Below are 26,223 nucleotides of genomic sequence, written 5' to 3'. Positions count from 1 at the left end.
GATATGAGAAAACAATTTTTTACGTTATTTCTGTTTGGATTCCAATTCCTGTTTTTGCCTTCAATAAATACGTTAAAAGCACAAAATCCGATCGTACAGACATCCTATACGGCGGATCCGGCACCATTAGTGTATAATAACCGTCTTTATCTTTATACCACGCAGGATGAAGAAGAATCCACCTGGTTTAATATGAACAATTGGCGGGTGTATTCAACCAATGACATGGTGAACTGGACCGACCATGGTGCGATTCTCTCTTATACAGATTTTGAATGGGCAAAAGGGGATGCTTGGGCGGCGCAATGTGTTGAAAAGAATGGTAAATTTTATCTATATGTGCCTGTTATTTCTAAACTCAACAATCGTGGTGCGATCGGTGTTGCAGTTGCTGATAGTCCGTTGGGACCTTTTCATGATCCCTTGGGAAAACCATTACTACAGAGTGAATGGGGCGATATCGATCCGACTGTGTTTATTGATGACGATGGTGAGGCACATATGTACTGGGGGAATCCTCAGCTGAAATATGTCAGGCTGAATGAAGATATGATCTCTTATGCGGGTGATATCGTTGAGGTTCCGATGACAGCAGCATCATTTGGAAAAAGAGCGGGAGATCCGAAACGACCTACAACCTACGAGGAAGGTCCCTGGTTGTACAAAAGAAACAGCTTGTATTATCTTTTTTGGCCGGGAGGCCCTTTACCTGAAGTTATTGGGTATTCGACCAGCAAAAAAGCCGAAGGACCCTGGAAGTATGGTGGTGTAGTTATGTCAGCCGAAGGAAAAGCATTTACAAACCATCCTGGTGTTGTCGATTTTAAAGGGAAGACCTATTTCTTTTATCACAATGGAGCTTTACCCGGCGGGGGAGGTTTCACGCGCTCTGTTGCTGTTCAGGAATTAAACTTTAATCCAGACGGCAGTATCCCGCCGATGAAAATGACTGCAGGAATTACTCAGGGGCTAGCAAACGTAAACCCTTACGAACTTCATCAGGCCGAAATGATTGCTTGGTCCGAGCATGTTAAATCCTATCAGCGTGAAAAAGTAGGTGTTTTTATAAAGGCAAGGAAAGATGGAGCTTATACCTGTGTGAAAAATGTTGACTTTGGTGAGAAAGGTGCCCGCACTTTTTTTGCACGGGTGGGAACAACACATAACGGTGGAGTCAGCATGGAGGTTCGTTCGGGAGCGATCGACGGGGCTTTATTAGCTACCATACAAGTTCCTATGACAGGGGGCGATGACCGGTGGACTACAGTGGAGACCGTACTAGCCGATAAAGTGAAGGGAATACATGATTTATACTTTGTTTTTAAAGGCAAGGCTCCGTCGAATATTCTGTTTTTCGATTGTTGGAAATTTGGAAGGTAAAGTGGTAGAATATGTTTTTTAGAATAGAAAATTTCTTTTGTTTTTCATCTTTTAGTCGTCTAACGCTGGTTACTGTTTGGCTTCTCGGACTACTACCATGTGCTGCCAGTGTACGGTTGCCAGCAATCCTGGGGGACCAGATGGTTCTACAGCGGGATATCGATCTCAATATTTGGGGATGGGCAGCGAAAGGCGAAAAGATTACTCTTCGTTTTAGAGGTGCATACTATTATACAGAAGCAGGGAGGGATGGTAAGTGGTCTGTGCATATCCCGCCACAGCATTACGGTGGTCCTTATCTCATGGAGATCAATGACATTGTTATTCGGGATGTGTTAATTGGCGATGTCTGGCTCTGTTCGGGCCAGTCCAACATGGAGACACCGATTAAGCGGCTTGTCGAACGTTTTCCTGAAATAAATGAATCGAATAATCATATGATCCGTTATTTCAAGGTGCCGACACAAAATAGTATAGTGGATAGACAGGAAGATATACCTTCTGGTGAACGATGGCATTCGGGAATCGCCTCTGATGTTATGAATTGGACGGCATTGGCCTATTTTTATGCTATGGAGTCCTATCGGCATAATGGTATTCCTGTCGGAATGATCGTATCTAGTCTCGGCGGATCAGGAATAGAGCGCTGGATTGATCAGAAATATCTGAAAAAGTTTCCCGAATTGTTGCTAGATCAACATGCTGTCGATAGCCTTCGGTTGGCCGAAAGAGATCTGGGAGCGGATTATTGGACGGAAGAAGAATATAACGATTCGGATTGGCCAACGGTGCTGGTGCCTGAATACTGGGAAAAAGCGCAGCGAACTACTAAAGGGGTACGTTATTACCGTAAGAATTTCACTGTTCCGGAAGCTAAAGAAGGGCGGCATGCCAAGTTGTATTTGGGGACTTCGATCGATAGCGATTCGGTGTATGTCAATGGTCATTTTGTAGGTTCTACTGCCTACCGTTACCCGCCGCGGATTTACGATATTCCTGCAGGGATACTTCATGCAGGAAGAAATAATTTAACCGTGCGCCTGCGATCGGATGGAGGGGATGGCGGATTTACACCCGATAAATCCTATAAGATTAGATTGGACGATGTATGTATTGATCTTGCAGGCGAATGGCGTTGGCAAATTGCGATCGACCAGGAAGAAGTTGAAAAGTATAAAAGCCGCCTGCGGCATTTGGGGCAGGTTGGTTCAGGCCTGTATAACGGAATGATCTATCCATTGCGCGGCTATGGAATAAAAGGTGTTCTCTGGTATCAAGGGGAAGCAAATGCGGGTGATCCATCCTATTATCAAAGCTATCTTACTAGTTTGATCAGTAATTGGCGCGCGCAATTTGGTCAGCCTCAGCTTCCTTTTTTGATGGTGCAGCTGCCCAACTTTATGGCCAAAGATACGTTACCAACGGAGTCTAACTGGGCAAGGATCAGGGAGGCTCAATTTGAGGTTAGCAAAGAGGTTCCTTTAACAGCGCTTGCCGTGACTTATGATCTTGGTGAGTGGAACGATATACATCCGCTAAATAAGAAGGATATGGCAAAGCGATTATTTCTATGCGCGCGTAAGATGTTGTATGGCGAACAAGTAGTCGCTTCCGGCCCACGGTTTAAACATATGCGGACCGATGGAAATCAAGTTGTCGTTTCATTCAACGAAATTGGAAAGGGACTGGCTATCGGTCATGGTAAAAAATTGCAACATTTTGCGATTGCAGGTTCAGACCGAAAATTTGTATGGGCGAATGCAATTATACGTGGGAATGAGGTTGTATTGAGTCATCCAAAGATCAGCAATCCACAGGCAGTCCGCTATGCATGGAGCAATAATCCCGAAGATGCAAATCTAGTCAACAAGGAAGGAATGCTAGCTGGGCCATTTCGTACCGATAATTGGTAGCATGAGTAGTTCGAAGCAAAAAAATCAATTGAATAGTGTAAAATATAATTCAGCAATTTAAGTAATTAATATAATCAATTTATGAAGGGACTAAATATTGTTTTAAAAAAACGGACAATGATATTGTTATTATCCGTTACGGGAATTTTATCAACAACACGGGCGTTGGGGCAGCAGCAAAATATGGTGAAGGATCTCAGTAAGGGGTTTGTGCACCAGTCTATAGGTAATCCATACCTACCACTTTGGGAGCATCTCCCTGATGGTGAACCCCGTGTTTTTGAAGATCCTGACCAGCCAGGGAAATATCGCGCATATATCATTGGTTCCCATGATTTACGTTTTACGAGTTATTGTGGGCCTGACATTCGGATGTGGTCAGCGCCGATTGAAAACTTAACGAGCTGGCGAGACGAGGGTGCTATTTTTAGCTATCCGATTGATGGAAAATGGGATGTGATGTATGCCCCAGATCTTGTAGAGGTCAAACGTAAAGATGGAAAAAAAGAATACTACTTGTTTCCACACAGCAGAGGAGATAAACGTGAAGCAATGGTAGTCAAAGGCGATCGACCGAATGGCCCCTTTAAACCTATAAACCTCACGGAAGACGGTAAGCGTACTTTGCCCGGAAGTATCTTAGGGTTTGATCCGGCCGTTTACATTGAATATGTGACGGATCCCAAAGATCCTGATTATGAAATTGGATTCCGGGCATACGGTTTTTGGGGTTTTCAACGCTCGATGGCGGCACAGTTAGATCAGAAAACGATGTATTCGCTACGACCAGGTACCGAAATTATTAATTATCTATTGCCAGCAAGTGCACGATATGGTGAATTGCGTGATCCAAAAGGTACCGCCTATCCTAATATTTTTAAGGGCGAGGATTTAGGAACTTTTAATTTTTTTGAAGCTTCATCAATTCGTAAAGTCGGCAACAAATATGTTTCGGTATACAGTGGGTATTCAGGTCCTGAATATGGGGTAGGGAGCTCAAATTCAACCTTGCGGTACGCGGTGGCAGATTCGCCATTGGGGCCTTGGAAGAGTGGTGGTGTTTTGGTCGATTCGCGTGCTCCAGTATTAAATAAAGACGGATCGGCTATCGAAACCAGCAATGCGGGGCATAATACCCATGGCAGTATCGAATTGATCAATGGACAATGGTACGTATTTTACCATAGACCGCCACGCGGATTTGGCTTTGCACGTCAAGCGGTAGTAGAACCTATCAGAGTTTCGTGGGATGAAAAAAGCGTAAAAGATGGTGGGATGGTTGCTATCCGAGCTTTTGACCCATTTCAAGAAAATTTAACCATCAAAGATAAGCAGGGAAAAGAATATAAAGGTGCAGAGGTGACATCGGAAGGATTCCATTTCTATGGATTAGACCCCTATCGGTATTACTCGGCTGGATATGCCTGTTATCTTTCAGATATCAGTTTACAACAGGATTCATGGGACGTATGGGATAACCATATGCCTGTGACAAATATGAAAAATGGAACTATCGCAGGTTTTAAATATTTTGGATTTGGTGGCCTGAAACAGGATAAATTTGGATTAAAGGCGTTTGAGGGAACAAAAAAAGGAAATCGTACGACCTTCAATCTGTTTATTACACCAAAAACACAAGCTTCATTTAAGGTCAATGTGTGGCTGGATAGCCCTTGGGATAATGAAACCTGGAAAGGAAAGCGTATTGCTCAAATAACAGTTCCCGCAAATACGGCGACAACAGTAAAGCAATTTACGGTCGATGTTTCTAATTATGTCGATCACTTGGATGGCAAACATGCTTTGTTTCTGGTCGCTGAGGGTGAAGAGGGCAAGCCGCTTTTTGATTTTATAGGATTGGGATTTAGTTCGAAAGACAAAAAAATTGAACGTCCGGTACCGCCTTCGGTTACGATTACAGTGAATGGCAAAAAACTAATGTTGCCTTCGATTCCTGTGCGATCTACCGATGAGAACGGCATCGTTGGTTACAACCATTATGAAGTTACTTTTCCAATGGAAACCAACGACAAGAAGATACCTGTGGTGAAGGCTATGGCAAATAACCCTGAAGTTGAGATCAAAATTAAACAAGGAAGCTCGTTTACCGATTACGCACAGATTGATTGTGTTTACAAAGGGCAAACCAAAAGCTATCTTGTAAAGTATGTAAAGAATTGAATCGTTAGCCGGTAAGCGGTTTTACAAACATGTAGAAAAAGGCTGTCCAATGAAAATGGACAGCCTTTTTTAAACATTTTTATTGGAATATAAAACATTTGTATTGGTTCCCGGTAGAAAGCTACTTGTAGTTTTACCCTTGTAATTCAACTAATCGAATAACCAATTATATGGATCAAAGTATAACAGAGGTAAAGCCTATTAAAGGTTTTTACAAACTTTCAATGAAACAACGGGTGGGGTTTGGCGCTGGTGATCTTGCACAGAATCTTATTTACCAGACTGTTTCGATGTACCTCCTGATTTTTTATACCAATGTTTATGGAATTTCTGCTGCTTCGGCAGGAGTCATGTTTCTCATTGTCCGAATCGTGGATGTGTTGTGGGATCCCATTGTAGGCGCATTTGTCGATAAGAGAAATCCACGGATGGGAAAATACAGATCTTATTTGGTGTTGGGAGGAATTCCATTGACGGGGTTTGCAATTCTGTGTTTTTGGAATGGCTTTTCGGGTTCTTTGGCCTACGCGTATATTACCTATGTTGGCCTATCAATGCTTTATACTTTAGTAAATGTTCCCTATGGTGCTTTAAATGCTTCTTTGACGAGAGATACGGACGAGGTGACAAAACTAACATCGACGCGCATGTTTATGGCGAACGTGGGCGGGCTGGCTGTTGGGTATGGCGTACCGCTGGTCGTACAGTATCTCGCTCCGGATGGAAAGATAAACTCAAAAGCTTCGGCCGAAGCCTGGTTTACAACGATGCTGATCTATGCTTTAGTCGGATTGGCCCTTCTGATTTTTTGTTTCTCACAAACAAAAGAACGGGTTATTATGGATGAAAAGGATACTGATAATGTACACGTATCTGATCTATGGCGAGAATTTAAGCACAATCGGCCTTTGCGTATTTTGGCCTTTTTTTTCATTACAGCATTTGCGATGATGGCCATCGGTAATTCGGCAGGATCCTACTACATGATCTATAATGTACATGCTCCGGATATGCTGCCTTATTTTATGGCTCTGGGCTCCCTGCCTGCTTTTATTTTTATGCCATTGGTGCCGGCTATCAAACGTACAATAGGAAAGAAGCAAATGTTCTATGTTTTTCTGACTGTCGCTATCCTTGGAATGCTCATGTTGTACATAATTTCATCCGCCGAGACACTCAAGAGTAGTATTGGACTGGTATTGGCTGCTCAGTTTATCAAATCAACTGGTGTAATCGTTGCTACGGGGTATATGTGGGCACTTGTACCTGAAGTCATATCCTATGGCGAATATAAAACCGGTAAGCGTATTTCGGGCATTGTCAATGCACTGACAGGTATTTTTTATAAGGCTGGAATGGCATTGGGAGGAGTCGTCCCTGGATTGGTACTGACTTATGTTGAATTTGATAAAGATAATGCCGTAAGCCAATCTGCATTGGCTGAAAAGGGAATTCTATGGTTGGTGGCTGTTATTCCTGCAGTACTTTTGGTGCTCGCGATGTATGTTATCTCCAAATACGAACTGGATGATATAACGATCGACAAAATCAACCAAGATATAGAATCAAGACATACTTATTAATCAAAAATAAACCATGAAGATGTTAAAAACTATTTTTGTGGCGGTAGCAGCCTTACTATTTGGTCCTGCTGCTTCAGCCACTTTGCAGAACCTGAAGGGGGCTCCTGATTCATTGACCTTGAAAGATGCATTTGAGGATAAATTTTTTATAGGAACAGCATTAAACCTTGATCAGATATGGGAGCGCGATCAGGCAGCGGTCGCGGTGGTCAAAACGCAGTTCAACTCCATAGTTGCCGAGAATTGTATGAAAAGTATGTTTTTGCAACCAAGGGAAGGTGAGTTCGATTTTAAGGATGCGGACCGCTTTGTCGCATTTGGAGAAAAAAATAAAATGCAAATTATCGGTCATACGCTGATTTGGCATTCGCAGACACCAGCTTGGTTTTTTGTCGATAAAAATGGGAAAGAGGTCACCCGAGAGGTACTTATCGAACGCATGCGGAAGCATATACAAACCGTTGTTTCCCGTTATAAAGGAAGGGTATTTGGTTGGGATGTGGTGAATGAGGCCATATTGGATAATGGAGAATGGCGTAAAAGCAAATTCTACCAGATCATCGGGCCGCAATTTATTGAATTGGCCTTCAAATTTGCGCATGAGGCAGATCCAAATGCAGAATTATATTATAACGATTATTCAACTGCTATCCCCGAAAAAAGAAAGGGTATTATGCGCATGGTGCAACAGGTAAAGGCTGCCGGTGGGCAGGTCACTGGAATTGGTATGCAGGAACATAATGCATTGGACAATCCATCGGTCGATGAAGTCGAAAAAACCATACTCGGATTTGCGGGGCTTGGTGCGAAGGTAATGGTGACGGAAATGGATATTTCGGTCCTACCGCATGTACGTCCCAATATGGGAGCGGAAATAGGGGAGCGTCATGCCTACAGTAAAGCGATGAATCCGTACGAAAAAGGACTTCCTGCAGCGAAAATGAATGAGTTGGGAGCGAGATATGTAGCGTTTTTTAATTTATATCTCAAACATCGGGATAAAATATCACGTGTGACATTGTGGGGTGTTGGCGATGGAGACTCATGGAAGAATGGCTGGCCTATTCCGGGACGTACAGACTATCCGTTGTTATTTGACCGGAATTATCAGCCCAAACCTTTTGTAAAGGATATTATTGCGTTGACTCAAAAAAAAAAAAGAAATAAGAAAAATGAACAAAAGTAAGTATTTATATCCGGGAGATTACATGGCTGATCCTTCAGCACATGTTTTTGAAAACAAAATTTATATTTATCCCTCTCACGATAGGGAAAGCGGCATCCCCGAAAATGATAACGGCGACCATTTTGATATGCAGGATTACCATGTATTTTCCCTAGAAGATATCAATGCGGCGGTTGTTGATCATGGAAAGGTATTGGACGTAAAAAACATTCCCTGGGCCGGTCGTCAGCTTTGGGATTCCGATGTAGCCGAGAAAGATGGGAAGTACTATATGTATTTCTCCATGAAAGACAAAAACGATATTTTTAGACTGGGTGTCGCTATGGCAGACCAACCCTATGGACCATTTGTGCCGCAGGATAATCCAATTAAGGGAAGCTACAGTATTGATCCATGTGCTTATAAAGATACAGATGGTTCCTATTATTTATATTTTGGTGGTATATGGGGTGGACAGCTCCAATTTTATCGGAATAATAAGATTGTTTCGCCCAATGAATTGCCAAAATCTGATGAAACTGCATTGTCGCCTAAGGTTGTCAAGATGTCTGCTGATATGCTGGAGTTTTCGGAACAGCCGCGGGATCTAGTTATTTTAGATAAAGAGGGCAAACCATTAAAGCATGGGGATACGGAAAAGCGATTTTTTGAAGCTTCCTGGATGCATAAATATCAAGGTAAGTATTATTTTTCCTATTCTACAGGCGACAGCCATTTGATTTGTTATGCCATCGGAGACAATCCTTATGGACCATTTACTTATCAAGGGGTGATCTTATCGCCTGTTGTTGGTTGGACCACACACCACAGCATCGTGGAATTCAAGGGCAAGTGGTACCTATTTTATCACGACTCGGTTCCATCTGGAGGAAAGACCTGGCTCAGAAGCATGAAAGTTATTGAGTTGACGTATGATGAGAATGGTCATATTAAGCCAATAGATGGATTGTCTTCTTAAAAGATGTATTTGTTTTTTTACGGATGAGGTATACTATGTATTTCCATTTCTTATTGTTGGCGTTGCTTTTTATTTTCCCCGCTACTTTACGGTCGGAGGATGGCAGCCAATTGTGGCTGCGGTTTTCAAAACAGGTAAAACCTGTAGGCACCATCCAGGTTATCAAAGGAAAATCAACCGATGTAACCTTGGCATTGGCAAAACAGGAACTGCAATGTTACTGGAAGGGAGGGGATGTCATCTTAAAATTAGATCCTAGCCGAAAGGATTTAAAAGATGGCTATCAGATAAGCCAACACGAAAATCAGGTTTATATGATTGCAGGCCAATCTGTGGGTATATTATATGCTGTTTATCATTTATTACGTCTTCAGGAAACGGGAGCAGGGATACCCCGCTCGGGATTGGTTGAAATACCTGCCTATGATATCAGGGTTTTAAACCACTGGGATAATCTCGACGGGACAATAGAACGCGGCTATGCCGGGCATTCATTATGGAACTGGGAGGAGTTGCCGAATAAACTTTCACCCCGATATGAACAATATGGACGAGCCAATGCTTCAATAGGAATTAATGCGACGGTATTGAATAACGTGAATGCTTCGTCGGATCTCTTGAAGACGGATTATCTGAAAAAGGTTAAAGCATTGGCGGATGTCTTTCGTAAATATGGCATTAAAGTATATGTCTCAATCAATTTTTCCTCACCTCAAAACATAGGCGGTTTAACCAATTCAGATCCCTTAAATCAGGAAGTTAAGCGCTGGTGGAAATCCAAAGTCAAAGAAATTTATGCATTAATTCCGGATTTCGGTGGATTTTTGGTTAAAGCAAATTCTGAAGGACAACCAGGACCGCAAGATTACGGAAGAACCCATGCGGATGGGGCAAATATGCTTGCCGATGCGCTAAGTCCTTATGGTGGTATAGTGTTTTGGCGGGCTTTTGTCTATCATCCGACTAAAGATGACCGTGCCAAACAGGCTTATCAAGAGTTTGTTCCCCTTGATGGCGAGTTCCGGGACAATGTTATTCTTCAAGTAAAAAATGGGCCTATAGATTTTCAGCCCCGAGAGCCATTCAATCCTTTGTTGGGTGCGATGCCAAATACAGCAAAGATGCTCGAATTTCAATTGACACAGGAATATCTAGGCTTTTCTAATCATTTGGTCTATTTGGCTCCTTTGTTTAAGGAAGTATTGGATAGTGATACCTATGCCAATGGGAAAGGGCAAACGGTGTCAAAATTGACCGACAGTAGGGGGCATTTGGGACGTAAAACTGCAATCGCTGCTGTCGCCAATATTGGTTTGGATACCAATTGGACGGGGCATCATTTTGCCCAAGCCAACTGGTATGCCTTTGGTCGTTTGGCTTGGAACAATAACCTGTCGTCGGTTCAGATAGCGGATGAGTGGATAAGAATGACTTTTACGGGAGTCCAGGAGTTTGTAGAACCTATAAAGAAGCTGATGCTTGAATCACGGGAGGCAGCAGTCGATTATATGATGCCTTTAGGCCTGCATCACCTTTTTGCTTTTGAGCATCATTACGGCCCAGAACCTTGGGGAGATATTCCGGGGGGACGTCCAGACTGGATGCCATGGTATTACCATAATGCGGATAGCGTGGGATTGGGCTTTGACCGAACGGTTAATGGAAGTCGTGCTGTAACACAATATAATCCACCATTGGACAAGATTTATGGGAATATATCCACCTGTCCGGAAAATCTTTTATTGTGGTTTTATCATGTTTCCTGGAATTATCGAATGAATAGCGGCAATACGCTTTGGACCGAATTATGTTTCCGTTATGACCACGGTGTCCAAAAAGTGAGGGAGTTTCAAAAAGTTTGGGATCGTATGGAAAAATATATTGATCGACCACGTTTTTTGGCTGTTCAAGCTAAACTGAGAATCCAAGCTAGAGATGCAGTTTGGTGGAAAGATGCTTGTCTACAGTACTTTCAGTGTTTTTCGCGTCAGCCGATTCCTTACGAGTTGGAGCGACCAATACATAATTTGGAGGAGTTAAAGAAAATTAAGCTGCCGATGGGGCATCATAATTAGCAACGAAAGCAATGTCTTCAAGATCTTATTCATAATGGGTTGCTTTATCTGCTTATTCGACGTTTATAAATCGTAGGTGTTTCGCCCGTTATTTTTTTAAAGAGTCTGTTGAAATAAGATATATTTTCAAAGCCCAATTTAAAGCACAGCTGTTGGATATTGTCTTCATCGATTAACATCATCAACTGTGCTTTTTCTATTTTTTTTTGATTGATGTAATGTACCGGTGTGGCATTCATGTGTTTTTTGAAAAGTCGGATCAGATGATCTTTGGAGATAAAAATCAGATTGGCAAGTTGTTCGATTGAAATCGTATGATTGATATTTTCGTCTATGTAATCGAGTACACGCAGAAGTCGTTTTTCTACTTGTGGTATTTTGTTGGTCGCTTCTGCTAGAAATCGGCTCATCAACAAATGAATGATCGCTTGGTTTTCGGAGGCTCTGGCGAAAGGCGAAGCCGTTTGAAGTGCCATGTTTTTCATTAATTCTGATGAATTATCGTAGCCCTTTGGATCGTAAATTTTTAACTCACGACCTGGATTCGAGGCATAGAGATGCTGGATGACAGTCTCCAATAGCTGATCAGATTTGATCTCCTTTGGAAAAGTGTAACGATCAAAAATACTTGACCTTCTTTCGGGATTTTCATAGATATGGATGTAATAGAGCGAGAGTTTAGCTGAACAGGCATAGCTATGATGGATATAGGCTGGTGTAAGATAGAGATGGCCAGGTCGAAGTTTAATGATTTCATCCTTTAAAATAATAGATGCCTCACCTTCACATACATAATGTATTCTTGCAAAGGGACTCTTAATATTTTGAAAGTTCCAATCTGCCAGATGTTCCGCATAGCCAATATTCAATAGTGTAAAATCGAGTTTATTCTTTTCGTTATTTATCATTATGCGAAGCGGAAAAATAGTTACATACTATATTAATCTCAGATACAATAATACTCGTTTTCTCAAAAAAAAATAGCACTTTTTACCTACAGTTGTCGATAATGTGTTTTTTTTGCGCAAGCAACGCATTTCTAAGAGATCGTTGTATGTTTTTTGTGGAATTATTCCGAGAGTTTTGTTTTTTTTGAAGGCTATGGTTTCATAACAGCTTTACGAGTAGCTGAACTTATCTGATAAATATCTTTTTAGCATAAAGCAATTTATCTGATCGTTGATAACCTTCCCTTATTTGAGATTTTTGAAAGAGAGGTTTTGTGATATATAATGGGGATGGATCGATATCGTGTTAGTTTTTATCGCTAATGTAGTTCCTTTCTCCATTCTATATAATTATTTTTGACTATACGATACTAGTAAAGATTCCAAAACAGGAAATCTCATCGATTCCGATATGAGCTTTGATCCAATTCATAATCAACGCAATTGTTATTTAAATCTTGATGCCATTTATAAATGAAAGCAATAAAAATAGTGAAAGAAGGACGTGTGGAAATCATGGATATTCCGCAGCCGACTGTTAAAGATGGGCATGTCCTCGTAAAGGTAGATTATGTTGGGTTCTGCGGTTCAGATCTGAATACCTTTCGGGGGTTGAATCCATTGGTCAATTTGCCGGTCATACCAGGGCATGAAATTGGGGCAACGGTCGTGGAATTGGGGAGTAATGTAACAACTGATCTTAAGGTTGGTACAAACGTTACAGTAAACCCGTATTCCAACTGTGGTGTTTGTACCGCATGTAAAAATAATAGGCCCAACGCTTGCCGTTACAACGAGACCATGGGGGTGCAGCGCGATGGCGCCATGACCGAATATCTTGTCTTACCTGTTGAAAAGATCATCGCTGGGGGACAACTTTCATCCAAAGAATTGGCTCTAGTGGAACCTATGAGTGTGGGCTTCCACGCCGTTGACCGAGCATCGGTAACAGACAGCGATATTGTATTGGTATTTGGATGTGGTATGATTGGGGTGGGGGCGATCATTCGGGCGGTATTACGGGGGGCTACAATCATTGCTGTGGATGTGAGTACTGAAAAGCTCGAACTAGCGAAAAAATTAGGTGCAAAGTATACGATTAATAGCGCTACGGAAGATCTGCATGCGAGGTTGGATGTGTTGACTCAGTCCATGGGAGCTGATGTTGTTATCGAAGCCGTTGGCCGAAAGGAAACATACCTGGCGGCCATTGCTGCCGCTGCATATACAGGCAGAGTGCTGTATATCGGGTATGCAAAGGAAGCGATTCCTTTTGATACACAATTTTTTGTCAAAAAAGAGCTTGATATCAGAGGGTCGCGCAATGCTACGGCAAGGGATTTTGCTGCTGTAATGAATTACTTGAAAATGAAAACCTGCCCGATCGAAGAACTGATAACGGGTGTTTTTCGGGTGGAAGATGCGCAATTGGCCTTGGAATCATGGTTAAATGAACCCGGACGTGTTTTTAGGCTACTGATAGCGTTTTGACCGAAACGGCTATGGCTTTGTGAAAGATCGAATTGAGGGGGAGATAACTATAAAATATCTTGCTGTTAAATGAAGGATAATGAAACAATATTAAAGCAATATATGTACATTTAGGTGTTCATAGTACAATTTAAATACCTAAAGGAAAAAAATAAACTTCAATGGCAATGAGTAGGAAATTTTTAGCGTGTTTCTTCATCATACTGTTTTCAAAGGTGCTATTTGGTAATCCGCAAGATTCTCTTCAACAGGGATTTGTCGCCAAGACGGAACGATTTTTTAAAGAATCGGCTAAAAGGAGTGTCCGGGATTTGGAAATGGACCGTGCAGCCATCCGCCAAAATCGGGTATTGGAGGATATTAAGTTATTGGCGAGCCAATCGCGTTCCTTTCTGCGCAAAGGTTTCGATTCGTTGAACGTGGACCAGGGGCTGAAGGAGCTGATCGTCTTACATGATATTGCAAAAGATGGTGTCTTTGAAAACAAGGGTTCTGCCCAATCATCGCGCAACCTTACAGTGACCTTCAACATCTTGAACGCACTTTCCATAGAGGTAAGGAGTTTAAAACGCGATATGGACCGTTATCAGGATAGGATCACAAATTATCAATTGGATCTCGACTCGTTGAGCAATGACCCCGCACTTTTTGTCATCTCCAAGGATTCTGCTAATCTTGCCCGGTATATGGGGAGGATTCGGGTGATCGCAAGGGAGATTTCACCCATTACGCTGAAATTGGCAGAGCGGATCAACAGTGTCCACGAACTGCAGAATAAAATTAATATCGAGCTGGCACGGCTGGAATCGGATATGGAGGAGGTGCTCTATTACCAGAACCGGCTCTCTAACCGAACGATAGCTCGCAACTTTGTCAATATTTGGTTCCCAAGTAAGTTTGAACGACCGATGAATGAAATCCTCTTCTTCTCATTCGTGAAAGCAAAATGGCTCTATTTTTATTATTTGAGAGCGCATCTGGGAAAACTGCTTTTCTTTTTTTTGGCAACCCTGGTCGTAGTTTCCTATGTCTATGTATTGCGCAGGAGGATCAACGATAAAAATATGGTTCAGTCAAGTCTGTTGTTGCGCCGACCGCTTCTGAGCGGGTTAATCATCGGATTGTGCGTCATGCAATTTATATTTCCCGCGCCACCTTTTGTGTTTACGATCACCATATTGACTGTTGCCTCGGTCTTTTTATCCCTCGTTTTTAGACCGGCAATAACAGGGTATTGGATGGCGATATGGCTTTCCATTCTGACCCTATTTATTTTAGCCGGATTAGATAACCTCGTGCTTCAACCTTCGCGATCGGAACGTTGGTTGATTCTTGCCATTGCTAGCCTTTCCTGCCTGGTCGGTCTGCTGGCGCTCTTGAATAAGGAACGTCGCGACGAGATCAAAGAACGCTGGATACTTTTTCCAATTGCATTTATGGTTTTCCTGGAATTTGCGTCCATTATAATGAACCTTTTTGGGCGTTTTAACCTTAGTAAAGTGCTTTTGGTGGCGGGATTGACAAATGCCGTGGTTTTTATTTTGTTTTTGTGGGTGATTCGATTGGTCAATGAGGGATTGCAATTGGCTTCTTCGGTCTATCAGAAGCAGGAAAGAAGATTATTTTATATCAATTATAATAGGGTGGGCAAAAGAGCCCCGGTTTTTTTCTATGCGGTATTGATTGTTGGATGGTTTGTGCTCTTTGGCCGAAATTTCTACGAATTCAGGTTCCTTGCAGATCCCTTGAGAGACTTTTTGGAAACCGAACACCGTTTGGGTAACTATCAGTTTTCCGTCAATAACCTCGCGGTGTTTCTATTAATTATGGTCTGTGCAACGGTGCTTTCGAAGATCGTTTCCTATTTTGCTGCGGACTCCCAATGGGAGAAAAAGGAAGGGGCAGCTCAGCATAAATTTAGACTGGGAAGTTGGATTTTGCTCGTTCGGATCACGATTATCGTGATTGGATTTTTTCTGGCCTTTTCTGCGCTGGGGATTCCGGTTCAGCAGATCGGAATTATCGTAGGGGCGTTGGGTGTAGGAATAGGTTTCGGCTTGCAGACGCTTGTCAACAATCTTGTGAGTGGTTTGATCATTGCCTTTGAAAAGCCTGTGAATGTTGATGATCTAATTGAGATCGGTGGGCGATCGGGAAAAGTGAAATCTATCGGATTTCGCAGCAGTGTAATTGCGACAGCAGAGGGGGCCGATCTGATTATGCCGAATGGGGATCTGCTCAATGCACATGTGATGAACTGGAGCCAGGGTGGTGCAAAAAAACGTCTCAGTATTCGACTTGAGTTAAAATATGGGGTAGACCTTGAATGGGTAACTCAGCTGCTCAAAAAAATAATGGACGAGGACGAGCAGATTCTTTCTTCAGGTGGCACTGCTGTGCAATTTGTGCAGGTGAGCTCGCAGGCAGTGGTGGTCGAACTCTATTTTTGGGTCAGAATATCCAAAGATAGTGGCGGTGTCAAGAGCGGATTATTAACCAAAATTTATGCAGCTTTTGCTGATGAAGGTATCGATATGGCTTTGCCGATTCAACAGATAGTCCTCGATCAGACCGATAGCGAACAAAAGTAGAACCCAATCATTAGGGTTGCTCTGCTTGAAGATGTCGAAAGAAAGAAGTACAAAGAAGCCGCCTTTCCGTTATGGAAAGCGGCTTCTTTTTTTAGATCAGGGGATTTTTACCAGGCTATTCACTGATTGTTGCATCAGTACATCAGTTTACGGGAGTCGACTTTGGAAGTAATGGGATAGACGTCTTTGTAAACATCAATTCCGGTTTGGTCGAGTGGAATGCCTGCTATAACGGTTTCCGTTCCCTGAATCGTAATATCTTTCTTACCAATCGATACCGTTGCCCAAATGGGATCCTGATAAACCAATGTGCGTTTTAAGATGCCATGATCTTTATAGAACGCTGCATCAAAAGCTTTGCTCTCAAAGGTTTCGCCTGCCCAATAGTACGAAGAGCTATTGATCTGTACGTAGTGGATGCCGTTTATCTCATTGTGATAATTGAGGTGATGGTGTCCTGTCAAAACGAGAATGACTTTGTTGAAACCCGCTTCCTTGTTGATCTGTTCAAGTAAATAGCGTACCTGCATGCCATTATCTAAGCCGCCCATGGTATTATCGAGCCCTTGATGGCAAAAAATAATCGTTCTGAGTTTTGTCTGTTGGAGATCCTGTTTTAACCAATTAAGCTGTTCTTTTCCAATGGTACGTGGATAGCCTTCAATCTTATTTTCGGGATCTTTTTCATTGCCGTCCAGCACCACAAAGTGGAAACCTTTATCGTCAAAAGAATAATAGGGGGATGTTGCATCCCAGAAAGCCAAAGCCTGCTGTTTGGTAAATCCGCCGTCGGTATCGTGGTTGCCCAGTACGTAGTGTTTTTTACCCTTAAACTGTGCCCATATAGCCATCAGTTTTTTGTTGGCGGATTTTGGGACACAGAAATCGCCTAAGGAAATAATGAAGTCGGGTTGTTCATGGTTCATTGCATCGATAAAAAGTTGAGCACGACGTTCACCATCATGCATAAGGTCATAATGCAGGTCGGCAATAATACCGAATTTTAGGTTTTGCTGTCTCGCTCCCAAGTTCTCAGATGCTGCAGAGTCTAGGTCTGTACGTGTTTTTGCAAAGCTGAATGCGGCGGGAACTAAAAGTCCCGAAATACCCAGGCTGCCAATTTTTAGGAATTTTTTTCGGTTTATCATGGTTTTTTAATTGATATTGATTTTGGGCTTTGGACAAAACTAATGATTGTTGCACATATCGCACATATTAGCGCAACGAAAAGAAATATATTGGCAGTATTGCCCGTGTAATCGATCAGCTTACCAAACAAAGGTTCACCGACAGCAGCAAATACATACGCAAACATATTCATTACACCAATGCCTGTCCCGACGAGCCTGGCTCCCAATAGGTCTGGACTCAAGGTCCAGAAATTGGCTTGTGGACCGTATACAAAGAAACCTGAGGTAAACATGAGCATACCCATCAGAAGGTGGTTGTGAATAGGTAACCAATAAATGAGAAGAGCAATAATGCAGCTGATCATCATACCTGCGGCAATAGATTTACCTCTATCTTTGTTAAAGACGAGGTCTGAAATGTACCCAAAAGATAGGGCTCCGAGAGCCATTCCAATTGGGATGAGCAGTGTAAGCCACATGTTGCCTGAGGATTCTTTATAGTTGTTCCCTAAAAAGTGGATCGGCACCCAAAAGATTAAACCGTAGCGTGCCATACTTTGAAATCCAATGGCCAGCGAAGCGATCATAAAGTTGCGATGCCGAAATACGTGTAGATAGGACTGCTTCCAGTTGTCTTGTTTTTCCGATGCTGAAACCTTTTCCTGTGCGTCTTCCTGCTTCGCTATTCCTTCTTTTTCTTCAGCAGAAGTATATCCTTTTCGTTTGGGATCGCTATATGCTACAAATAGAAAGACCACTAATGACCCGGCAAGAAATAAGATGGGATAGCGAAATAGTGTACGCCAGCTTTGTTCCTGTTGGACGAGTAACAAGGCCATCAAAAAGGTCAAAACAGAAGAGCTTCCGGCAGCCATGGTATAAAAGCCAAAGGCCTTGCCACGTTCGGAACTGTTCCACCAGTTGGAAATAAGCTTACCTCCAGAGCCCCAGGCCATGGACTGGAAATAGCCGTTTAATGTCCAAAGGACCAAAATAGCAATATAGGAGCTGGCAAAACTGATGGCGAGATTACAGAGAATAGATAGCCCCCCGCCAGCGACAATCATAATCTTGGGACTCCATCGATCTGCGAGATTTCCATTGATGAGCTGGCCTATCGCATAGCCCATTAACATTGCAAAACTGATCCAGCCTACTTGCTGAAAACTGATGTCTAGCTCTTTGGCAATACCCCTTGCTGCCCATCCAAAATTGTGTCGCCCTGTGTAAAAGAATAAGTAGCAAAACATGGTTACAAACAACATTTTCCACTGGTCTTTTCTAAATTTTCTTTCCATTAAAGCTGCTCCGTTGAGGGGTTGATGAATAAACCTGCTCGTATTGGTTTGTGCGTTAATGCATAGCTTATCGCTTCATTGACTTCGGCCAGTGGAAAGTCGCGTTCGATCAATGATTCGAAGGGATACTTTTGCCAGTTTTCGATGATAAAATCTACAGCCGCGGAGAAATCGGTATAGTTGTAATTGTGCAGCCCCTTAATCGTGAGCATCTTTCGAATCACTTTTTCGGCGTCTATCCCAGTAGCGCGCTGCTTAAACACAGCACCTACGAAAACAGCATTTCCATGGAGCGCCAAAGTTTCGATGCCGAGTTCCATAGCCTCTGGCGAGCCGCTCATGTCGATAAATCGATCTATTACTGTAGCTTGTAATGCTGTGCTGGATGTGGTTTCACGCAGATCTATTGTAGCAGTCGCACCAAATTTCTTGGCAAGTTCTAAACGTGCAGGATTAATGTCAGAAGCTATGATACTTTTGGCACCCATTTCCTTGCACATGGCAATGCTAACCAGACCCAATAATCCAATGCCTGCGACATGAATGTTTTTTTTCGTAATGGTTCCTGCCAGGCGAAGGGCTCCGGCCGAAGTGGCAACAGCACAGTTGATGGTGGCGGCTACTGCGGGGGAGATATCTTTTGGAAGTACTCGTATGCAGGTATGCGGCCGTAAGATGATATGTGTGGCCAATCCACCATGAAGGTCATCCGCTTCGGTTATCTGACGGTGACCATACTTGTAGATCTTATCGTTTTTCTGCGGAATATCCGGCTGATAGTTGACACTATTCGGATCGCTGGAAAAAACAGTCCAGGTAATCAGGTCGCCAATATGTAGCTGATTGCCTCGTGTATCAAGTCCGCTATGATCAGGAGAAATCGCGGCGATAACGCCTACAATCTCATGACCTAAAATTGTAGGACGTGGTTCGTTGCGCAGCCCACAATAGGTATGAAGATCACTGCCACAGAGTGTGGTATAACGTATGTTGACCAAAATTTCACCATCCTGCAAAGGTGGAATAGGTTTAATCACTTTGGAGAGCGCTGTATTGGCGCGATCAAATACGTAATATGTTGCTAGGTTTTTCATTTTATATAAAAATACATAAGTTTTGTAATACTAAACAAAGTTTATTTATACTGTATTTTTAAATGATTAAGTTTTTGTGAATTATGTGTCATTTTTTTTCAAGACAAAAAATGGACAAAGTGAAAACGTTGTGACGGATATCTTGTTATCTTGTCAAAAAAAGTGTAATCAGATTATTCTATGGAACTTGTAAAAAAGAGCCTCCTGTTTTTGGGGCTTATAGCAGTTTCCGCCTGCGGTGATAAAGTTGAGAAGAGCGTGGTGGATTGTTTCGGTCAATCTATTCTAATTGATGTCGAGCACAAGGCTTCAGACTCAAATGCTTCAAAGATTGATTTTAACATTACGTATCCAGGCAAGGAGACAGTGGACAATGCGGTTCGATGGGACTTTGGTGATGGCACGGTGCAAGATTTTACAGGACGAGATGCGAGTCATACCTACACAAAAGCGGGGACGTATACAGCCATTGCCAAGGTAGGATTGAACAATGGACATTGCTCTTTCGATATTAAAGAAACAGTAACGATAAAATAGCGTTTTTAAGTTAGATATACCCCTATAATTATACCCTTATCATGAAAAAGAAATATTTTTTTACGATGCTCTTGCTGAGCATGTTTTTTTCGGTAATGGCCCAGGAGAACAAAAAGGTAAATACGGGCTGCGGCATGGCATCTACCTATGCCGAGATGGCCTTTATGAGCTTTAAAAAAGCCTATCAGGCTGGTTCACTGGATGATGCCAAAGTATTGCTTAAAGACGCTGTAGGCAAAGCAAAAGAAGCTTCTGCCTACAGTATAATTCCAGATTGCAATTGTGCGAATGCCAAAAATTATTCACTTAATGCGGTAATCTTTGGAAATAAGGCGTTAAAAGCAGCTGATTTGGACAATCTGAAAAAGTGGGCCAAGAAAGCGATGGATATGTCCCTTGATGTGATGACAGCCATACCCAATTGCAAATAATTTTGAGCATATTCAGTAGACTTTAGGCAGGCTTTGGAAATTTAGGAAGTCTTTGCTGAAAGTGCAGCATCGCCGAAATGGATTTAAAAATAGATAGGTTTATTTGGCGAATAAACAAAAATCAAATACTTAAAACTATTTTACTGAGCTATTGTTCATTAAACCAAAGGTATATAAGGTATACGTCTATTAGAGGATAGTTTTTTGTAAAGGCTAGGTCAATATTGATCTAGCCTTTTTTTTGAATGAGTTAAGAAAGAATCGAGGTAAGTGTAATTTTTTTTAAGGTAAATTTTTTAATTAGCATGTGATTGTTTAGCTTTGGTATTCCATAAGTCATTATTGTTAATTTATTACCTAAAAATTGTGCAAAGCCAAACTATTATTACCTTACTTATTGTTGGAATAGTCATCAGTAAAACGCTGATAGGCGTACTGATCTACTTTTTAATCCGAAAAAATCGGTTGTTAAAGGTCGAGCAGCTCAAATTGACGACCGCAAACAGTATCCTCAGTGAACAGGCAATTCGTATTCACCATTATAATGAGGAATTAAAAATTGCCGAGAGTTTCAAGACTAAAGTCCTATCGATTGCCTCACATGATCTCAGAGCACCATTTGCATCGGTCGAAATTTTGTTGGCGATTGATGATATTTCTTTAGTCGATAAGGAGGATCTCAAACTTATCTTTTTAAATCTAAAAGGACAGGTGGCCAGATCGCGTACGATGTTGGAAGAGGTTTTACTCTGGACAGAATCACAACTTCGAGATAAGCTTGAAAATACTGAGAACTGCAATATTTGTGCTCAAATTGACGCGGTATTAGGGATCTATACGCTAGAAATCCAACGTTTCAATATACAGATAATAAATTCAGTGAGCCAGGATTTTTGGGTGGATACCCATAAGGGAATCTTTGCTTTTGTACTTAGAAATGTGATCAGCAATGCCATTAAATATGGACGAGTCGGCGGTACCATTACACTGCAATTGATCGATGATCGGAGCGATCGATGGGAACTTATCGTCAGCAATGATGGCGAAGAACTTACTTCGGAAGTCCTCCATAATCTAAATTTTGTCAATAGCTGGGACCGTAAAAAATCTGAGAGCAAAAATGGTGCAGGATTGGGTATCTCCCTCTGTAAGGATTTGATCAAACGGATTGATGGAAAAATGCAGTTCGAGAATCAGCATGGTACAGGCATTTCTGTTCGGATCTCGTTTCCGCGGAAGGCTTATCAGGCTGTCTCTTGATAACAATCAATTTACTGTAAAAGCCCGATCTATATCGGGCTTTTTTTTATGAAAATTTAAATGACAAACTTAGTTTATCATGAAAGATCGGTTGGTATGAAAGGTTAGTAAACCGATTGTTTTCCAGCATTTCCAGACGAAAAACACATCAAAGGTGTTGAACAAATTTTACTTTTTGATAGCCCCTAGCATAAAAAGTCCTTCAGTTTCGAAAGGGAGTTCAAGAATACGATTTTGGGCATCCATATCGACTTCAATAGAACCAAATCCAACTGCTTCCAATAGTTCGACGTCTTTAGCAGGACGTTGATGCGCACTGATGTCCAATGCCGATTTGATGTCATTGATCTGATCGATAGCGCCCGATGGGCATTCATCGTGCCTTTCGGTACTAAAGACCGTTTTCCCAAAATCGGCATCCAGGTTGATCAGTTTTCCGCCCGGCTTGAGTACACGTTCCATCTCGCGGTAGCATGTTTCAAGATCGGGGATGGTCCACGTCATCAACCTGGTGAAGACGAAGTCAAAGGTGTTGGCTTCAAATTGTAGTACTTGCGCATCCATGACCCGATAGTCTACGCGAAGTTCTAGTTCTTGGCTGACGAGTTTTGCATATTCAATCATCTGCGGGGAGAGGTCAACGGCAGTAACTTCAAAACCGGCAAGGGTCATAATGTTGGCAAAATATCCGGTAGCAGTACCAACCTCAAGTACTTTATTGCCCGTAGTCTGGCTACGGATGGACTTGAAAAACGCAAGCCAGCGTTCGGTCTCCGGCCGGGACCAAGCTTCATGCCTTTCCTTGCGCCAGGAACTACTACGGTCATTCCAATATGCTGTTATTCTTTTAATCATCGTAATAATGTTAACGGGTACAAATTTATCCATTTTATCAGCAAAAATTGCTGGAATTTATGTCATATCTCCGATCAGCTTATTTTGGATTTTTATTCTGCTTGCCTCAGCTGCGAACATAAATATCATCAAGCCAATGCACCAACGTAGTAATAAATAATAAGCAATACCTGTTGAATATTACACGATGACGTGGGTGATTTTGCCGAGGAAAACAAATTTTAGCTGTTTTTTGATTGTTTTAGTTCATCAATCGTCCGGTTGTATCGATCATAAATGACTTTTTCAGGCTCAAAATTTGGATTAGGTTTCCAATATTCTTCGATCTGAACCGTATTTTCCCTTAAGGTGGTCTTTGAGCTCAGTAGTGTTCCTTTTCCATGGACTTCGTTTATGTCAACAGGGTTGATGGAGGAAAAATGTTTTTCTAGCATTTTCGGGATTTCGCGAAAATTGATGCAATTTTCGTAAATAACGACCTTTTTACTTGTTTTTATCAAGGGTAAAAGGACTTTCGCTATCCATCCTGGCTTTTCTGACGCGATTTGCAATGCCGGTTGTGTCAGATAAAAGCTGAACTGCGCCTGGTCGTCGCTGTGGTAGTTGCTGTAGATAATGGTCTCGATAATTTCCCAGGAGATAAATTGGGTTGTTTTTAGCAAAGGGATTTGATAGGATAGGCCTTTATGATCGGATGTTACACTTTCCTGTTGGGCGATCTGTTGTGTTATGGTTTTCTCGGATACTCGAAATCCAACGGTCATACCGTACAGGATAATACCTGGGAATAGTATGAAAAGTCCAGAAACGACATAAGCTCCCACAACTTTGCTGTTATGAACCATCATCAATATGGTCAAAGCTATTCCGATGCAGATAAACAGCCCAAGTAATAATTTAATGACTAAAAGAGGATTAAACTTCATTTGCTCAAAGCACGTGATTTTTAGCTAAATGTACTAAAACTTCTTGATGTTTTAGAAAACATTTGGGCGTTTTGAAAAGAGGCAGTTCGTTGCTGGTATGTCAATAATTAGTATATTTGCTGCACTAGCGATACATGAAAGCGAAACAATTGATATGGATTCTACTGCCGCTGATGCTCCTGCAGAGCTTCTCGTCGGTATGGCTATGGACTGTTTTTGAATTTAACAGAGATTATATCGCTAAGAATGAGTGTATCAATCGATTCAACGAAAAGGCACTTTCCTGTAGAGGACAATGTATTTTGATGAAGAAAATGCGTGAACATGAGGAGAAGGAACAAAAGAATCTGGAATCTCGTATAATCGACGTTGTATTTATCAATAATCAGCAATGTTTTAACCTTGATATCGCTTTTTTTGAAGAAGCAGCTGCGGAGACCTTACTTCCAGCATATCAGACAAACTATAGCTATAGACCAATCTTTACTATTTTTCATCCACCTTTGGTTTAAGTCATTTTGCTTTTCGTACGGGCTGTCGGCATGTTGACTGATGGCAGGTACTGTCTATTTTCAAAAGATTTAAATCAATACATATGAATTTATATTCCCGTGTAGGGACTGTCGGGGGCGTGATATTACTGCTACTCGCGTTTTCAGTTGCTTTTTCAACTTCATCCTGTACTGCCGATCATTCAAAAAAGAACGGTAAGAATGCTACGGATTTTATCCTGCCTAAGGAGTCCGATCTGGTCCGTGTAGCGGATACGGTTTGGGATTTTACCAATTATACCATATATGCGGATGCCAAACTCAACAATAAATATCATACCATTTATCTGCGTTTAAGAGATACTTCGGGAAATCCGATCAATGACAAATCCCTTGATTTCTATCCAGAAATGAGTATGGGACGTATGAAGCATGGTGGCCCCTTTGAACATCCCGTCGCGCTCGGCGAAGGCTGGTATAGAGGCCCAATGGTTTTTATTATGGCAGATATCCCGCAGATGGGAAAGGGCTGGCAATTACATACGATACGTAGTCACAATCGCATAAAAGATACAGTTGCCATCAAGATTCCGGTTACTGCAGCAGCAACCATGCGAACAATGAGCTCAGGAACCAGAGATGATAGCCGCATATTTATTTCCTGCCTATTGCCTGATAGCGTAAAGCAGGGAAAGCATCCGATCCGATTTTTAATGAATAAAATGGATGGTCATCATTTTCCGGTATTAGATCATTATGTCATTAAACTAAAGACCAATAGGCCTACTACGGAAACGGGGTCTTCGGAAAATTTTGCTGCTGAAAGTACAGGTAATGGTTACTATGAAGGCACGGTTAATTTTTCTATGCCTGGTCGTTGGGAAGTCATTGTCGAACTATGGAAAGAGGGCAAAAAATCAAATCAGGATGATATAAAATATCTGGTGCAGGTCACTTAACACAAACAGAATTTATTTTACCAATATACTTAAACAATAAAAATGAAAAAGAGAATCAACGTAATCCTGGGCTGTTTCGGTTTTGTAGCTATACTGGCGTGTAGCGGAAATGAGGGGACAAAAGCCAAGAAAGAAGATGGTGCCCAGCAACCTTCCGTAGCTGAGCCCGCGGCCATGCTCGATTATAAAACAGAGGGATCCAAAGGTGTAGGAACCATTACCTCCTTTGAACACAAACCCTTTGATGCGCAGCTTGCAAATAGGGGGGTAGAACTATTTGTGTCGAAATGTGCAATGTGCCATAGTTTTGATCGCACATTGGTAGGCCCATCGCTGGACGCTGTCATCAAACGTCGTACCCCGGAGTGGATTATGAACATGATGCTGGATCCGGCAACCATGCTGGAGAAGGATGCCGACGCGAAAGTACTTAGTAAGGAATATGGTTCGCCAATGATTAGTTTGGGCTTGAAGCAGGAAGAGGCACGTGCCATTTTAGAATATTTGCGCGAACGTAATAGCACAACAAAATAGATCGGATCAATGAAGTCTCAGCGCTGTAGATGGTGGTTTTGTATGACAATGGCTTGGGCAATATGTGTGCAGGCAACCAATCTGTTGTGGGCATTTATTGAATTTGAGTGCAATCGCACGTATATCGAGCAAAATCTCTGTGTCAATCGTTTTGAACCGGCAGTGAGCTGTAAAGGCTTCTGTTTCCTTAGCGAAAAAACAGTTGAACAAAAGGATGTGAACAATGTGCTCGCCAAAATGAAGGGGATGGAAATATTGGTCTTTGTGCAGTATGTGAAGGAAATCTTGCTGTGCTCTCCAATAGTACCTGCTGTGAAGACTGTCTATCCGAAAGACTTTGCCTCCGATACCTTCGGAGGTATACTACCTGAAATTTTTAGACCGCCAATCATTTGATTATTCC

Annotated in this window: 22 protein-coding genes; 16 read left to right on the top strand and 6 right to left on the bottom strand. The window is 42.0% G+C overall.

Annotated features, from left to right (window positions below; translation table 11 throughout):
* The first annotated feature begins 3 nt into the window (after positions 1 to 3).
* The 7 genes from GVK91_RS08400 (at position 4) to GVK91_RS08370 (ending at position 11,276) form a co-directional block, all read left to right on the top strand.
* Positions 4 to 1,380 carry a glycoside hydrolase family 43 protein gene (locus GVK91_RS08400; protein WP_159727882.1) on the top strand — a complete coding sequence of 459 codons (1,377 nt, stop codon included), beginning with the start codon at positions 4 to 6 and terminating at the stop codon, positions 1,378 to 1,380.
* Between the two features lie 11 nt (positions 1,381 to 1,391).
* On the top strand, positions 1,392 to 3,293 hold the full coding sequence (locus GVK91_RS08395; RefSeq protein ID WP_200845568.1) for a sialate O-acetylesterase: 1,902 nt from the start codon (positions 1,392 to 1,394) through the stop codon (positions 3,291 to 3,293).
* A 117-nt stretch (positions 3,294 to 3,410) separates the two neighbouring features.
* On the top strand, positions 3,411 to 5,474 hold the full coding sequence (locus tag GVK91_RS08390; RefSeq protein ID WP_200845567.1) for a hypothetical protein: 2,064 nt from the start codon (positions 3,411 to 3,413) through the stop codon (positions 5,472 to 5,474).
* Between the two features lie 170 nt (positions 5,475 to 5,644).
* Positions 5,645 to 7,057 (top strand): MFS transporter, encoded by a 1,413-nt coding sequence (locus GVK91_RS08385; protein WP_153846232.1) that lies wholly within the window; start codon positions 5,645 to 5,647, stop codon positions 7,055 to 7,057.
* A 13-nt stretch (positions 7,058 to 7,070) separates the two neighbouring features.
* Positions 7,071 to 8,243, top strand: coding sequence for an endo-1,4-beta-xylanase (locus tag GVK91_RS08380; protein WP_235032817.1), 1,173 nt, complete (start codon positions 7,071 to 7,073; stop codon positions 8,241 to 8,243).
* Positions 8,230 to 9,201 (top strand): glycoside hydrolase family 43 protein, encoded by a 972-nt coding sequence (locus GVK91_RS08375; protein WP_159727876.1) that lies wholly within the window; start codon positions 8,230 to 8,232, stop codon positions 9,199 to 9,201. The genes GVK91_RS08380 and GVK91_RS08375 overlap by 14 nt, the downstream gene beginning before the upstream one ends.
* Before the next feature lie 23 nt (positions 9,202 to 9,224).
* Positions 9,225 to 11,276, top strand: a complete 2,052-nt coding sequence (locus GVK91_RS08370) for an alpha-glucuronidase (RefSeq protein ID WP_200845566.1) — start codon at positions 9,225 to 9,227, stop codon at positions 11,274 to 11,276.
* A 44-nt stretch (positions 11,277 to 11,320) separates the two neighbouring features.
* On the opposite strand, the gene GVK91_RS08365 is transcribed toward GVK91_RS08370, so the two are convergent.
* The gene (locus GVK91_RS08365; RefSeq protein ID WP_159727874.1) at positions 11,321 to 12,184 is read right to left on the bottom strand and encodes an AraC family transcriptional regulator; all 864 of its coding nucleotides are present in this window, start codon (positions 12,182 to 12,184) and stop codon (positions 11,321 to 11,323) included.
* 513 nt (positions 12,185 to 12,697) lie between these two features.
* Here GVK91_RS08365 and GVK91_RS08360 point away from each other — a divergent pair.
* Together GVK91_RS08360 and GVK91_RS08355 are read left to right on the top strand one after the other, a co-directional pair.
* Positions 12,698 to 13,714 carry a zinc-binding alcohol dehydrogenase family protein gene (locus tag GVK91_RS08360; protein ID WP_153846229.1) on the top strand — a complete coding sequence of 339 codons (1,017 nt, stop codon included), beginning with the start codon at positions 12,698 to 12,700 and terminating at the stop codon, positions 13,712 to 13,714.
* A 167-nt stretch (positions 13,715 to 13,881) separates the two neighbouring features.
* Positions 13,882 to 16,305: a mechanosensitive ion channel family protein gene (locus GVK91_RS08355; RefSeq protein ID WP_159727872.1), complete on the top strand. Its 2,424-nt coding sequence runs from the start codon at positions 13,882 to 13,884 to the stop codon at positions 16,303 to 16,305.
* A 134-nt stretch (positions 16,306 to 16,439) separates the two neighbouring features.
* On the opposite strand, the gene GVK91_RS08350 is transcribed toward GVK91_RS08355, so the two are convergent.
* From GVK91_RS08350 to GVK91_RS08340, 3 genes are read right to left on the bottom strand one after another with little or no spacing between them, the layout of a single operon-like run.
* On the bottom strand, positions 16,440 to 17,453 hold the full coding sequence (locus GVK91_RS08350) for a metallophosphoesterase (RefSeq protein WP_159727870.1): 1,014 nt from the start codon (positions 17,451 to 17,453) through the stop codon (positions 16,440 to 16,442).
* Positions 17,450 to 18,733: an MFS transporter gene (locus GVK91_RS08345; protein WP_227550191.1), complete on the bottom strand. Its 1,284-nt coding sequence runs from the start codon at positions 18,731 to 18,733 to the stop codon at positions 17,450 to 17,452. The genes GVK91_RS08350 and GVK91_RS08345 overlap by 4 nt, the downstream gene beginning before the upstream one ends.
* Positions 18,733 to 19,827, bottom strand: a complete 1,095-nt coding sequence (locus GVK91_RS08340) for a zinc-binding dehydrogenase (RefSeq protein ID WP_153846226.1) — start codon at positions 19,825 to 19,827, stop codon at positions 18,733 to 18,735. Before GVK91_RS08340 ends, GVK91_RS08345 begins: the two co-directional genes overlap by 1 nt.
* A 180-nt stretch (positions 19,828 to 20,007) precedes the next feature.
* Here GVK91_RS08340 and GVK91_RS08335 point away from each other — a divergent pair, with 180 nt between their 5' ends.
* The 3 genes from GVK91_RS08335 (at position 20,008) to GVK91_RS08325 (ending at position 22,055) form a co-directional block, all read left to right on the top strand.
* Positions 20,008 to 20,364 carry a PKD domain-containing protein gene (locus GVK91_RS08335; RefSeq protein WP_159727868.1) on the top strand — a complete coding sequence of 119 codons (357 nt, stop codon included), beginning with the start codon at positions 20,008 to 20,010 and terminating at the stop codon, positions 20,362 to 20,364.
* A 41-nt stretch (positions 20,365 to 20,405) separates the two neighbouring features.
* Complete coding sequence (locus GVK91_RS08330; protein WP_159727866.1) at positions 20,406 to 20,795, top strand: hypothetical protein; 390 nt, start codon at positions 20,406 to 20,408, stop codon at positions 20,793 to 20,795.
* 366 nt (positions 20,796 to 21,161) lie between these two features.
* Positions 21,162 to 22,055 (top strand): HAMP domain-containing sensor histidine kinase, encoded by an 894-nt coding sequence (locus GVK91_RS08325; RefSeq protein WP_159727864.1) that lies wholly within the window; start codon positions 21,162 to 21,164, stop codon positions 22,053 to 22,055.
* 168 nt (positions 22,056 to 22,223) lie between these two features.
* On the opposite strand, the gene GVK91_RS08320 is transcribed toward GVK91_RS08325, so the two are convergent.
* Together GVK91_RS08320 and GVK91_RS08315 are read right to left on the bottom strand one after the other, a co-directional pair.
* Positions 22,224 to 22,910: a class I SAM-dependent methyltransferase gene (locus GVK91_RS08320; RefSeq protein ID WP_159727862.1), complete on the bottom strand. Its 687-nt coding sequence runs from the start codon at positions 22,908 to 22,910 to the stop codon at positions 22,224 to 22,226.
* A 221-nt stretch (positions 22,911 to 23,131) separates the two neighbouring features.
* Positions 23,132 to 23,836: a hypothetical protein gene (locus tag GVK91_RS08315; protein WP_153846222.1), complete on the bottom strand. Its 705-nt coding sequence runs from the start codon at positions 23,834 to 23,836 to the stop codon at positions 23,132 to 23,134.
* 134 nt (positions 23,837 to 23,970) lie between these two features.
* Between GVK91_RS08315 and GVK91_RS08310 the strand changes: the two genes are divergently transcribed.
* The 4 genes from GVK91_RS08310 (at position 23,971) to GVK91_RS08295 (ending at position 26,216) form a co-directional block, all read left to right on the top strand.
* Positions 23,971 to 24,348: a hypothetical protein gene (locus GVK91_RS08310; protein ID WP_153846221.1), complete on the top strand. Its 378-nt coding sequence runs from the start codon at positions 23,971 to 23,973 to the stop codon at positions 24,346 to 24,348.
* Positions 24,349 to 24,431: 83 nt separating this feature from the next.
* Complete coding sequence (locus GVK91_RS08305; protein ID WP_153846220.1) at positions 24,432 to 25,286, top strand: FixH family protein; 855 nt, start codon at positions 24,432 to 24,434, stop codon at positions 25,284 to 25,286.
* A 42-nt stretch (positions 25,287 to 25,328) separates the two neighbouring features.
* Positions 25,329 to 25,820: a cytochrome c family protein gene (locus GVK91_RS08300; protein ID WP_153846219.1), complete on the top strand. Its 492-nt coding sequence runs from the start codon at positions 25,329 to 25,331 to the stop codon at positions 25,818 to 25,820.
* A gap of 9 nt (positions 25,821 to 25,829) precedes the next feature.
* On the top strand, positions 25,830 to 26,216 hold the full coding sequence (locus GVK91_RS08295) for a hypothetical protein (RefSeq protein WP_153846218.1): 387 nt from the start codon (positions 25,830 to 25,832) through the stop codon (positions 26,214 to 26,216).
* Positions 26,217 to 26,223 lie beyond the last annotated feature (7 nt).

It is taken from the genome of Sphingobacterium sp. 18053, from assembly GCF_902706145.1.
GTDB lineage: Bacteria > Bacteroidota > Bacteroidia > Sphingobacteriales > Sphingobacteriaceae > Sphingobacterium > Sphingobacterium paramultivorum.
The sequence above is the reverse complement of the archived record's forward strand: the minus strand, read 5'-3'. Positions and strand labels throughout refer to the sequence as shown.